8 protein-coding genes and 1 riboswitch are annotated in these 12,977 nt (G+C 61.0%); of the genes, 4 read left to right on the top strand and 4 right to left on the bottom strand.

Features of this window, described 5'->3' with window-relative positions; all coding sequences use genetic code 11:
* Positions 1-258: 258 nt before the first annotated feature.
* The gene (gene folE2, locus BUA42_RS04925; protein WP_072776526.1) at positions 259-1,359 is read right to left on the bottom strand and encodes a GTP cyclohydrolase FolE2; all 1,101 of its coding nucleotides are present in this window, start codon (positions 1,357-1,359) and stop codon (positions 259-261) included.
* A gap of 120 nt (positions 1,360-1,479) precedes the next feature.
* Complete coding sequence (gene metZ / locus BUA42_RS04920) at positions 1,480-2,658, bottom strand: O-succinylhomoserine sulfhydrylase (protein ID WP_072776525.1); 1,179 nt, start codon at positions 2,656-2,658, stop codon at positions 1,480-1,482.
* Positions 2,659-2,713: 55 nt separating this feature from the next.
* A riboswitch (SAM riboswitch) is annotated at positions 2,714-2,790 on the bottom strand.
* 184 nt (positions 2,791-2,974) lie between these two features.
* On the opposite strand from metZ, the gene BUA42_RS04915 reads away from it, so the two are divergent.
* Both BUA42_RS04915 and BUA42_RS04910 read left to right on the top strand, forming a co-directional pair.
* Positions 2,975-3,736, top strand: a complete 762-nt coding sequence (locus BUA42_RS04915; protein WP_072776524.1) for a DUF1963 domain-containing protein — start codon at positions 2,975-2,977, stop codon at positions 3,734-3,736.
* 24 nt (positions 3,737-3,760) lie between these two features.
* Positions 3,761-4,372 (top strand): DUF1963 domain-containing protein, encoded by a 612-nt coding sequence (locus BUA42_RS04910; protein WP_072776523.1) that lies wholly within the window; start codon positions 3,761-3,763, stop codon positions 4,370-4,372.
* 85 nt (positions 4,373-4,457) lie between these two features.
* Here the strand turns inward: BUA42_RS04910 and BUA42_RS04905 are convergent, their stop codons facing one another.
* On the bottom strand, positions 4,458-6,902 hold the full coding sequence (locus BUA42_RS04905; RefSeq protein ID WP_072776522.1) for an ATP-dependent helicase: 2,445 nt from the start codon (positions 6,900-6,902) through the stop codon (positions 4,458-4,460).
* 151 nt (positions 6,903-7,053) lie between these two features.
* Between BUA42_RS04905 and BUA42_RS04900 the strand changes: the two genes are divergently transcribed.
* Together BUA42_RS04900 and BUA42_RS04895 are read left to right on the top strand one after the other, a co-directional pair.
* Positions 7,054-8,199 (top strand): alpha-hydroxy acid oxidase, encoded by a 1,146-nt coding sequence (locus tag BUA42_RS04900; protein ID WP_178346853.1) that lies wholly within the window; start codon positions 7,054-7,056, stop codon positions 8,197-8,199.
* An 84-nt stretch (positions 8,200-8,283) separates the two neighbouring features.
* Positions 8,284-11,730 (top strand): pyruvate carboxylase, encoded by a 3,447-nt coding sequence (locus BUA42_RS04895; protein ID WP_072776520.1) that lies wholly within the window; start codon positions 8,284-8,286, stop codon positions 11,728-11,730.
* Positions 11,731-11,753: 23 nt separating this feature from the next.
* Here the strand turns inward: BUA42_RS04895 and BUA42_RS04890 are convergent, their stop codons facing one another.
* Positions 11,754-12,737, bottom strand: coding sequence for a serine hydrolase domain-containing protein (locus tag BUA42_RS04890; RefSeq protein WP_072776519.1), 984 nt, complete (start codon positions 12,735-12,737; stop codon positions 11,754-11,756).
* Positions 12,738-12,977: the final 240 nt, after the last annotated feature.

Raw genomic sequence — 12,977 nt, 5'->3', positions numbered from 1 at the left:
CCACCTTTGAGATTACACTTTGAACGTGGCGGACTGGTTAATTCTTTGAGTGAACGCCCCGATGCGGCGAAGGAATACCGTCACCGTGGCATCCTTGCCGCGATACTCCGCCGGGGTGACGCATTCTTGGGCGTGTCTGCCGAAGAATTGGAAGTGCCACGAACTTGCAGCGATTTCTCAGGGGCCCGATGTGACCTGATGTCGGTCTTCAAACGGAAAACAGCCACACCCTGGGATGGGCGTGGCTGCAATTTCAAATCAGCCGACGTGGAAGAGTGTCGAAAAGAGCTTTGGATCAAGGCTCTCCGCTGCGAATAGCGTGCCTTCGGTCAGGACCGACACCGCATCGTGGCTGTGCAGGCTTTCCTGATGGCTGGCCAGAACGCGGTAATCACCAACGCGCGGGTCTTTCTGCAACTGCTCCGCAAAGAGGCGTGCCGCGTCTTCGACGAAGATCGGGTTCGCCGCGTTCAGCTCCGCAAACGCCTGTTCATCCTCGCGCTTCACCATGACCTGCGTCTCTGTCGGCACCGCTTTGCGGCACATGTCGATCAGGTCTTCGAACCAGAGGCACTTTCCGTCCTTCACCTCGACCGAAATCCTCGCGACTGAGCGTTGCGAGTGCGGCGTGGCAAGCTGTCCACGCTCGCGGCGCGCGTGTTCGCTCAATTCCAGCGAACAAGGGCAAGTCGAGCTGTAGACGTAGTCAAGATGCATGATCTGACGGCGCACGCCGTCAATCTCGACCAGTTCCAGCGCGATGTCGTAATACTGATACCCTGACAATCCCGACCGCAGGCTGTCCATCTTCATCGGGAAGGACAGACGCATGTTGATGCGGGCGTCGAAGGATTCCAGATCGGACTTGTAATCGTCCAAAGCCGCCTCGATCACGTTGAAGCTGAACGTCTTCTCAGCATGGACGTAGAACGACCGCATGATACGGCTCATGTTGATGCCCTTCTTGTCGGCATCAAGGCTCACCGTACCGGTCACACTGGTTTCCAGCGTCAGGTCTCCGTTATCCCGCGTGTGATAGCTGATCGGCAGGCGGAAATTCGAGATGCCCACATGCTGAATGCCGCGATTTGCCCCACGGATGAGCGCAGATGGACCGTTTTGCAGGTCCGGCAGCGTCGCCTTGTAGGCCGCGTCCACGGCAAAGCCATCGGGGTAATCGCGCGACAGCACCGGGTAGCCGTCATCTTTCACGCCGTCGACGAGCTTCCGCAGGACCGGATCGACAAGGTCGATTTCGGCGTCATGGGCCTTGTTCGCCCACTGGCGCAAGACGGCCAGCGCCTGTTCGGCCTCATCGAGACTCGGTTTGCGGTCGAACTCAGGTGTATGGATATTCATAATCAGGCCCCCTCGCCTGTGGGTCGGACCCAACAGATAGGTACCAGACCGGTGATGTCCACTCAGTCTGAGTACGATTTATCCGGGAGTACGGATCAATTATAAGGGGAAAATCAGGGATTACGCTGCATTTAAGGCGTTTTGCAGGTCTTCGATCAAATCGCCGGAATCTTCGATGCCGACCGACAACCGCACCAATCCATCGCTGATCCCCAGCATCTTGCGCTGATCTTCGCTTAACCGCTGATGGGTCGTGGTGGCAGGATGGGTGGCGATGCTTTTGGCGTCGCCAAGGTTGTTCGAGATGACCACGACCTCAAGCGCGTTCAGGAACCGGAACGCCGCCTCTTTCCCGCCCGCAAGTTCGATCGACAGCATCGTACCGCCCGACCCCATTTGCCGCTCGGCAAGCTCTGCCTGCGGGTGCGAGGCGAGACCGGGGTAGATCACCTTGGTCAAGGCCGCGTGCCCTTCCAGCGCCTCGGCGATGGCCTGCGCCGAATGGGCCTGTGCCCGGACGCGCAGATCGAGCGTTTCCAGCCCCTTCACCTGCACCCAGGCGGTAAAGGGGGACATGGAGCCGCCAGTGTGCTTCATGTACGGCTCGACCGTCTTGCGGATGAACTCCTGCGTGCCGAGGATCACGCCGCCCAGCGTCCGGCCCTGCCCGTCGATGTGCTTGGTCGAGGAATAGATGATCACATCAGCGCCCTGACCAAAGGCGTCCGAAAAGATCGGTGTGGAGAACACGTTGTCCACGATCACCGTCGCACCTTGCGCATGTGCGATCCTGGAAACCGCTTCGATATCAACCAGTTCCAGCGTGGGATTCGACATGGACTCGAAGAAGACCGCCTTGGTGTCAGGCCGCACAGCGTCGCGCCACTGGTCGAGATCCGCGCCATCCACGAGCGTCACCTCGACGCCGAAGCGCGGCAGGATATCCTCGACGATGTAGAGGCAGGACCCGAACAAGGCGCGCGCAGACACAAGGTGGTCGCCCGCCTTGAGCATCGACATCAGCGCACCGTTCACGGCGGCCATGCCGCTTGCCGTGGCAAAGGCGTCCTCGGCCCCTTCCAGAAGCGCGATGCGTTCTTCGAACATCGCGACCGTGGGGTTCCCGTAACGCGCGTAGATGTATTCGTCCGGGCCTGCCTTGATAAAGCGCTGTTCCGCCTGTTCCGCGCTGTCGTAGACGAATCCTTGGGTGAGGAAGATCGCCTCGCTCACCTCGTTCCATTGGGACCGCTTTGTCCCACCATGCACCAGCCGGGTGCGCGGTTTTTTGTCTTTCATCACCGTCTCTCCGGGCCTCCAGCCCAACAAAAAAGCCCCGTTCGGCCAAGGCGAAAGGGGCTTTCGTCGGGCCTTTTAGCGGCATGTTTAACGTGGCCCGCAATCCGGTAACAAATCGCCACGTCGTCGCAATAGACCGCGCAGGGCCCCTGCGTCAAGAACATGCCTGGTTCGACCCGCGTAAGGGTCACGCAAATCGCTCCGGTAGCGCGCAGCAGCCTATCGGGTGAATCACGCGCAAGACACCGTATGGCCGACATGACGTCGCAAATGGGCCTATTTCCACTGCAAACTGTCGAAAAACGAGGATTGCACAGTGCCAAGAGACGCTCCGCCCATTGCCCTGCCCGCGATTTCGCTGGTCGACAACGAAACCGGCGCGTTGCGCTATGGCGGGTATCCGCGCTTGCCCGTATCACTTGACTGGCCCCTCCACAGCGATGGCGAGCCGTTTCATTTCGTGGCAGAGATCGACCTGGCCGCACTCCCGCGCGAGATGGATCAGGCCGGGCATCACTACAAGATGCCGCAATTCCCCGAGACGGGCTTCATCTACATCTTTCTGCGTCTCGACGGCGACATGGTCTACGAGGTCGATCCGGTCGTCCTTTACGCCCCTGAGGCCACGGCCGAAACCCCAATGCGCCAGCCGCCAAAACCGCTGCCCCGTCTTGATCCCGAAGATGCTTACGCGTTTCAGCCCGACGCTCTTGCCGCTAATCAGGTGACGCTCAAACCGGGCCATATGGCGGCATCGGCGTTTCTGTCGGCGCGCGCCGAGAATTCTCTCTGGCGCAACCTCGACCGGAACAGCGTGTCGGAGGACGAAATCTATCGCCGCGACAAGGCCTTCGCCGATCAGTTGAATGCGCTAGGGTTCGACTACGAGGTGCCTTTGCCCACCCCGCAAGCGGCGCGTGAGCCACTTTTTGAAACCATTCCGGAATACTTCCAATCCTATTTCAAGCGCGGCGTCTTCCAGTGGGACTGGCGCTACGTCTTTGCGGTTGCCAAGGAAGCCCTTGCCGGCTGCCACGACTTCCCGATCGAGGAGTTGGCCTACGAGATCGACAATTGAAATGATCATCCACGATACCACAAGATGATCGCCAAGTTTCGCGCCAAACAGAACGCGATCATGGCCGAAAGGATGGAAGACCGCCCGGGCTGGTGGGAACCCTTTTCCTGCGATCACGCGCCGTCCGTCAACATTCGCTTCGATGTGCAACTGCGCCGATGGATGGGGTATGCCCGGGTCAGTCAAAAGCGCGAGATGACAGAGGCAGATAAGGAAGCCTTCGTTGCGCTTCTGCGCTTTGTGGACTCAATGGCACAGGATGAGGAACCCGCCGACCTCAAGATCATGGGCATCTTCAAGCACCATGAGGCGCGGCGGTCCTTCCTCCAATTTATGGTCAGGAACGGGTTTCACGCCGCAGCGCGGGATCTCAAGCATCTTCACCCCGATCGGTCAGCGGAACCGAAGCACGATTTCGGCGACGCCGATGTAGCCGCGCGTCAGGTTCAAATGTTCGGGGCCGGGTACCTGATGCAGCATGCCGCCATTCTGCACGAGGACAAGGTGATGCTGTTCCAGCTTGCCTGTGCCTGCGGGGTGGAGATGGTCGACGGGGTTCTGCAGATGTGGATCACCGAAGACGATTTGGCCCATGCGCGGTTCGACAAGGTCGTCAGCACCATGGAGTGCACCTGACCAAACGGTGGATTGGCCGTGTGCGACGGCGAACCGCGAAGCAACTCGTCCACAACGACGGGTTTCGCCGACCTTCAGCAGTTTGTCAGAACGGGACGTCATCCGCGCTGCAGATGAATTTGGCCACAACCTTCTTCACGCCCGCTTTTTCGAACTCGATCTCGAGCTTGTCGCCCTCGATCCCGACTACCGCGCCGTAGCCGAATTTCTGGTGAAACACTCGTTCACCCAGCGTGTAGGCCGAGATTGCGGAGGCGTCGATCACCGTGTTGCGGGTCTCGCGCGGTTGGCTGAGCGGGCGTTCGGCCGAACGCGCCTGCAAACGCCGCCAGCCGGGAGAGTTGTAGACATTCGCTTCCGCCGCCTTTTCGTGAAGGTCCGACCCGGCCATCGCCTGCGTGACCGGTGAAGCCATTCCGGCCGCGCCGTAGCCGCCACCGTATAGGCCAGGCGGCGTCAGAACATCCACATGCGCCTCGTCCAATTCGTCGATGAACCGTGACGGCAAGGACGACTGCCACTGGCCGAACACGCGCCGATTGGCTGCGAAAGAGATGGTGCAAATTTCTTCCGCGCGGGTGATGCCGACATAGGCCAGACGGCGTTCCTCTTCGAGGCCCTTGAGACCCGACTCGTCCATTGACCGCTGCGATGGGAACAGTCCGTCCTCCCATCCCGGAAGGAACACGGCGGGGAATTCGAGTCCCTTTGCGGCGTGTAGCGTCATGATCGAGACTTTCTCGCCGTCACCGCCCTTGTCGTTGTCCATGATCAGGCTGACATGTTCTAAGAAACCCTGGAGATTGTCGAATTCTTCCAGTGCCTTGACCAGTTCTTTGAGGTTTTCCAACCGCCCCGGCGCTTCGGGTGTCTTGTCGTTCTGCCACATCGCGGTGTAACCGGATTCGTCGAGGACAATTTGCGCAAGCTCCACATGCGATACTTCTGGCTCTCCAAAACGGACAGTGTTCAGAACCTGTGATCCATCGTCAAGCAACTCGTCACTGTCTTCAATGATTGCTTGGCCTTTTGTCATGCTCGACCAACGCGCGAGGTTCTCGACAAGCAGTTTCAGCTCGGTTGCACCTTTGCCTTTGATCAGACCCTGCTCCACCGCCAGCGCCGCGCCGTCGACCAGCGATACGCCATTGGCGCGCGCAACGGTCTGAATGGTTTGCTGGGCCTTGTCGCCAAGACCGCGCTTGGGCGTGTTGACGATCCGCTCAAACGCCAGATCGTCGTCAGGCGACACAACCAGCCGGAAGTAGGCCATCGCATCGCGGATCTCCATCCGCTCGTAGAAGCGCGGGCCGCCGATCACGCGATAGGGCAGACCGATCGTTAGGAACCGATCTTCAAAGGCGCGCATCTGGTGGCTGGCGCGGACGAGAATGGCCATTTCGTCAAGGGACATGCCGCGCATGCCCCGCGTCCCACCCTGCATCGCTTCGATCTCTTCACCGATCCAGCGGGCCTCTTCCTCGCCGTCCCAGTGACCGATCAGGCGCACCTTCTCGCCCTCGTTCTTGTCAGTCCAAAGCTCTTTACCCAGACGCGCGGCGTTGCCGCGAATGACCGAGCTTGCCGCGGCAAGGATATGCGGGGTGGAGCGGTAATTCTGTTCCAGCCGCACCACATGCGCGCCCTCGAAATCCTTTTCGAACCGCAGGATGTTGCCCACCTCGGCCCCGCGCCAGCCATAAATGGACTGGTCATCGTCGCCGACGCAGCAGATGTTCTTGTGACCACCGGCCAACAGTCGCAGCCAGAGATACTGCGCGACGTTGGTGTCCTGATACTCGTCAACGAGGATGTATTTGAACCAGCGCTGGTATTGGTCGAGCACATCCGGATGCGCCTGAAAGATCGTGACCATGTGCAAGAGCAGGTCACCGAAATCGACGGCATTCAGCTCTTTCAATCGCGCCTGATATTGCGCGTAGAGCTTCGGCCCTTCGTGGTTGAACGCGCCCGCATCGGCGGCCGGCACCTTGTCAGGCGTGATCGCGCGGTTTTTCCAGTTGTCGATGATCCCGGAAAGCTGTCGCGCGGGCCAGCGTTTATCGTCGATTCCAGCCGCCTGCACCAGTTGCTTCAAAAGCCGAAGCTGGTCGTCGGTGTCGAGGATCGTGAAGTTCGACTTCAACCCCGCCAGTTCGGCGTGACGGCGCAGGAGTTTGACGCAGATCGAGTGAAACGTGCCAAGCCACGGCATGCCTTCAACCGTTTGGCCCAGAAGCCGCCCGACCCGCTCTTTCATCTCGCGCGCGGCCTTGTTGGTAAAGGTGACCGCCAGAATTTCGTTCTGACGGGCGCGGCCGGTGTTCAGAAGATGCACGATCCGCGTGGTCAGCGCCTTGGTCTTGCCGGTGCCTGCGCCAGCGAGCATCAGAATCGGGCCATCCAGCAACTCGACTGCCTCGCGCTGCGCGGGGTTGAGATCGTCCAGATAGGGCTGCGGGCGCGCGGCCATGGCGCGGGCGGACAGAGAGGCGCTTTCGAACGCCTCCATTTCATCGAAACTGCTCATGCGCGCGAAGATAGCGCCGCCGCAACAAGAGATAAAGATGTTCTGATAATGTTCACATATCCACAGGCACTTTTTCGTACCCGGAAACGCGCGGACTCCCGGAAAAATCCGCCGCTGGACAAATACCGCGGCTTTGCTCCAAATGCCCGCTATGGATTTGCATGCCCGTTATCCCGCGATCAGCGATCTCAAGGCCCGTGCCAGACGGCGGATCCCGAAATTCGTCTGGGAGTATCTCGACAGCGCGACGGGCAAGGAAGCGACGCTGCAGCGCAACAGGGACGCTTTGGATCGGGTGCTGTTCACGCCGTCCGTTTTGCATGGTGAAATCTCGTACGATCTGAGCACCACGCTGTGCGGTCAGACCTATAGTGCGCCGTTCGGGATCAGCCCCGTGGGCATGTCGGGCCTGATCTGGCCCGATGCGGAGCGCAAACTGGCGCGGGCGGCGACCAATGCCAAGATCCCCTACAGCATCTCGACCGTTGCGACACGGACACCTGAAGAGGTCGCGCCGCGTCTGGACGGAAATGGCTGGTTCCAGATGTACCCGCCGCGTGATGAGGGCATTCGGTCGGACATGCTGAAGCGGGCGAAGGATGCAGGCTTTTCGACCCTCATCCTGACCGTCGATGTGCCGGTTCCGTCCCGGCGGGAACGGCAGGTTCGGTCAGGCCTGACGACGCCGCCGAAGCTGACGCCGCGCTTGTTGGCGCAGATCGCGATGTGTCCGACTTGGGCGATGAAGACCTCCGCCATGGGTGCGATGCCGCGCATGAAGCTGATTGACGATTACGCGGGCAAGGTGACGGGACTGAGTTCGACACAACACGCGGGCTACCTGCTGCGGACCTCTCCGGATTGGGATTACGTGACATGGCTTCGCGATGCCTGGGACGGCACGTTCTTCGTCAAGGGCGTGCTGAACGCCGAGGACGCGCCGCGGCTTGAGGCAATGGGCGTCGATGCGATCTGGTTGTCGAACCATGCGGGCCGCCAGTTCGACGCCTCCCCCGCCCCCATCGAGGCGTTGCCCGCCATGCGCGAGGCGACCAAGGTGCCCCTGATCATGGACAGCGGCGTAGAGGGCGGTCTGGACATTCTGCGCGCCATTGCGCTTGGCGCGGATTTCGTGATGCTGGGTCGTGCGTGGCATTATGCGCTTGGCGCACTCGACACGGACGGCCCGCCCCATATGGTGGATATCCTTCGCAAGGACATGGAAGCCAATATGGGCCAGCTGGGCGTCACGCGGCCTGCTGAATTGCGCGGCAAGGCGTTCGTGTCGCCGGTTTAATCGGCGCATACCCAGTTCTACGAGTTGAGAACGCACTGAATACTGAATAAGCAGACCGAAGACACAAAGGTCAGGACCGCTGCCATGCCCGATTTCCAGAAAATCCTCATTGCCAACCGCGGCGAGATCGCCATCCGCATCATGCGAGCCGCCAACGAGATGGGCAAAAAGACGGTCGCCGTCTATGCCGAGGAAGACAAGCTGGGCCTGCACCGCTTCAAGGCCGACGAGGCCTACCGGATCGGTGAGGGGATGGGACCGGTTGCGGCGTATCTGTCGATTGACGAGATCATCCGCGTGGCCAAGCAAAGCGGCGCGGATGCGGTGCATCCGGGCTACGGGCTTCTGTCGGAAAACCCCGATCTCGTGGATGCCTGCGCGGCCAATGGGATCACCTTTATCGGTCCCAGGGCGGAAACCATGCGGTCGCTTGGTGACAAGGCGTCGGCGCGGAAGGTCGCGATTGAGGCGGGCGTACCGGTCATCCCCGCGACCGAAGTTCTGGGCGACGATTTCAAGGCGATTGCGAAAGAGGCCGCCGAGATCGGCTATCCGCTGATGCTCAAGGCGTCCTGGGGCGGCGGTGGTCGGGGCATGCGCCCGATCAACGGGCCGGACGAGTTGAAGGAAAAGGTGCTGGAAGGCCGCCGCGAGGCCGAAGCTGCCTTTGGCAACGGCGAAGGCTACCTCGAAAAGATGATCATCCGCGCGCGGCATGTGGAGGTGCAGATCCTTGGCGACAGCCACGGCAACATCTACCACCTTTACGAACGCGATTGCTCGGTCCAGCGCCGCAACCAAAAGGTGGTGGAACGCGCCCCTGCCCCGTATCTGTCAGAAGCCCAGCGCGAAGAGCTTTGCGAACTGGGCCGCAAGATCTGCGCGCATGTGAATTACGAATGCGCGGGCACGGTCGAGTTCCTGATGGATATGGAGTCGGGCAAGTTTTACTTCATCGAAGTGAACCCACGCGTGCAGGTCGAACACACGGTGACGGAAGAGGTCACCGGCATCGACATCGTGCAGGCGCAAATCATGATCGCCGAGGGGAAATCACTGGCGGAGGCCACCGGCAAAGCCTCGCAATACGATATCCGTCTGAATGGCCATGCGTTGCAGACGCGTGTGACCACCGAGGACCCGCAGAACAACTTTATCCCAGACTATGGCCGCATCACCGCCTACCGGTCGGCCACGGGCATGGGCATCCGTTTGGATGGCGGCACGGCCTACGCGGGCGGGGTCATCACGCGGTACTACGACTCGCTTCTCACCAAGGTCACCGCCTGGGCACCGACACCCGAAAAAGCGATTGCCCGGATGGATCGCGCCCTGCGCGAGTTCCGGGTGCGGGGTGTGTCGACCAACATCGCGTTTGTGGAGAACCTGCTCAAGCATCCGACCTTCCTGTCGAACCAGTACACGACCAAATTCATCGACGAGACGCCCGAGCTCTTCCAGTTCTCCAAGCGCCGGGACCGAGGGACGAAGGTGCTGACCTATATCGCGGATATCACCGTGAACGGGCATCCCGAGGTCGCAGGGCGTCCGAAACCCGCCGAGGATCTGAAACCGGCCCGCGCGCCAAAGCTGCGGGTCGAAACACCGCCGCCCGGCACCAAGACGCTGCTGGAAGAGAAAGGTCCGCAAGCGGTCGCGGACTGGATGCTGGCGCAGAAGGGTGTGCTGATCACCGACACCACCATGCGCGACGGGCACCAGTCGCTACTTGCCACGCGGATGCGATCCATCGACATGATCAAGGTGGCACCCGCCTATGCCGCGAACTTGCCGCAACTGTTCAGCGTCGAGTGCTGGGGCGGTGCGACCTTTGATGTGGCCTACCGGTTCCTGCAGGAATGCCCGTGGCAGCGCCTGCGCGACCTGCGCGCGCGCATGCCCAACATCATGACGCAGATGCTTTTGCGCGGGGCGAACGGGGTCGGCTACACCAACTACCCCGACAACGTGGTGCAGTTCTTTGTGAAACAGGCGGCCGAGACAGGCGTCGATGTCTTCCGCGTCTTCGACAGCCTGAACTGGGTTGAAAACATGCGTGTCGCCATGGATGCGGTTCTGGATACGGGCCGTATTCTCGAAGGCACGATCTGCTACACCGGCGATCTGAACGATCCAGACCGCAGCAAGTATGACCTGAAATACTACGTGCAGATGGGTAAGGATTTGAAGGCCGCTGGCGCGCATGTGCTCGGGTTGAAGGACATGGCGGGGCTGATGAAACCAGCCGCCGCGACAGCACTGGTCAAGACGCTCAAGGCAGAGCTTGGGCTTCCAGTCCACTACCACACGCATGACACGTCCGGTGCCGCGATTGCCTCTATCATGGCGGCGGCAGAGGCGGGCGTGGATGCGGTCGACGCAGCGATGGATGCACTCTCGGGAAACACCTCGCAGCCGACGCTGGGTTCCGTGGTAGAGGCGCTGCGCCATACCGACCGCGCGACCGATCTCGACATCTCGGCCATTCGCGAGATCTCGAACTACTGGGAAGCGGTGCGCGGCCAATACGCGGCGTTCGAGACCGGCCAGCAGGCCCCGGCATCAGAGGTTTACCTGCACGAAATGCCTGGCGGGCAGTTCACCAACCTCAAGGCGCAGGCGCGGTCGCTGGGGCTGGAGGAACGCTGGCACGAGGTCGCGCAGACCTATGCCGATGTGAACCAGATGTTCGGCGACATCGTGAAGGTCACGCCGTCCTCCAAAGTCGTGGGTGACATGGCGCTGATGATGGTCAGCCAGGGCCTGACCCGGGCGGATGTTGAAGATGCGGACACCGATGTCAGTTTCCCCGACTCCGTCGTCGACATGATGAAAGGCAACCTTGGTCAGCCGACGGGCGGTTGGCCGAAGAAGCTGCAAAAGAAGATCCTCAAGGGCGAAAAAGCCTTCACTGACCGTCCCGGCAAACACGCCGAACCCGTGGATATCGAAGAGACCCGCGCCAAGCTGATCGCGGAACTTGAGGGAAAGCTGGTCGATGACGAGGATCTGAACGGGTACCTCATGTATCCCAAGGTGTTCCTCGATTACATGGGCCGTCACCGCACCTATGGCCCCGTGCGGGTGCTGCCGACGAAGACGTTCTTTTACGGCATGACACAGGGCGAGGAAATCAGCCCCGAAATCGACCCCGGTAAGACGCTCGAAATCCGGCTGATCGCGGTCGGAGAGACCCAGGACGACGGCGAAGTGCGCGTGTTTTTTGAGTTGAACGGCCAACCCCGCACGATCCGCGTGCCTGACCGAAAGGCGAAGGCGGTGACCGCGGCCCGACCGAAGGCGGAGGTCGGCAATGACAACCACATCGGCGCACCGATGCCGGGCGTTGTCGCCTCCATAGCCGTGTCAGCGGGGCAAAAGGTCAAACAAGGCGATCTGCTTTTGACCATCGAGGCGATGAAAATGGAAACCGGCCTGCACGCCGAACGCGACGCGGTGGTGAAAGCGGTCCACGTTCAGGTAGCTGCACAGATCGACGCGAAGGATCTTTTGGTGGAGTTGGAGGGCTAAAAGGTCGCAATTGCGCGTCCGTCCTAGGCCATCTCAAGTACCGGGCCGTCGAGAAGTTGCATCAGGTCGCCGAAGTACCCACCGGACCGTGCAGGTTGAGTCGGGTCTGAAGTGATCGCAACGGCCAGACCACGCGCGCGATGGGCTGCAATGATCTGCCCGCCATACCCGCGTGCCAGAACATAGCCCGAGCGTGACAGGAACCAGCCATAGCCATAGGAAAGGCCGGACCATCGCGAGCGCGTGCGTGGTTCGACTGATGCGTCGATCCACGCTTCCGGCACAATCTGCCGCCCATCGAACACGCCGCCGTCGCGCACCATTGCCGCGATCTTGAGCATCGCGGTGGGACGCAACGCCATCTGGTTGCCGCCGAGATAATATCCCTGTGGATCCCGGGTCCAGGCGGGGATTTCGATCTCCATCGGGCGTCCCAGATGCGTCCGCGCAAGCCCGAGGAGGCTGTCTCCGGTGGCCTCGGTCAGCGCAGCGCCGAGGATATGTGTGCTTGCCGTGGAATAGAGCATCTGCGTGCCCGGCTCGGCCACCATCGGCCGACTGAGTGCGTGCGCGATCCAGTTGCTTGAACTCACCCAAGCGCCATAATTCGGGCCCGACATCCGTTCCAAGCCAGCGCGCAGTGTAACGAGGTCCTCCATGGTGATCCGGCCTGCCCCCTCCGTGGCGCTACTCCCCAAAAGCCGCGGCGCAACTTCGGTAAGGGTGGCGTCGACGGATGGTATGGCCCCCCGGTCGATGGCCACGCCAAGGAGCAACGCAACGATGCTCTTGGAACAGGACTTGATATTCGCCAGTGCATTCAGACCGGGCCCGCGCGGGGCCTCGGCGAACAGCAGGTCGGCATTGCGCTGCACTTGTAGCGAATGCAGTTGAGGCAAACCCGCAATCGCGGCTCTGAGCGTGTCCGATCTTTCCGCCCGCACAAGGGACGGCGCGGCAAGACCGCAGGCCATGAGGTATCGGTTGAAAGTACGTCGTCGCATCATGCCGGTGAACGTAGGGTATCTGGCCCGCATTTACAGCCTCACCGGAAGCCCTGTGGGGTGATTTTGAAGGATCCCCGACGCGCCATTCGGGTTCCGGGCCGGAAAACACTGGCGCGTGAAGGACGCCTCAACCTAGCGCCTTGGCATCATGTCTGCGACTGTCCCAAACCCACCCGCGTGCAGCCTCGCACGACGGCTGGCGTCGCTGACCAAACCACGTATAACGGAGCCATCGTTTCA

It is taken from the genome of Marivita hallyeonensis, assembly GCF_900129875.1.
Lineage (GTDB): Bacteria > Pseudomonadota > Alphaproteobacteria > Rhodobacterales > Rhodobacteraceae > Marivita > Marivita hallyeonensis.
The sequence above is the reverse complement of the archived record's forward strand: the minus strand, read 5'-3'. Positions and strand labels throughout refer to the sequence as shown.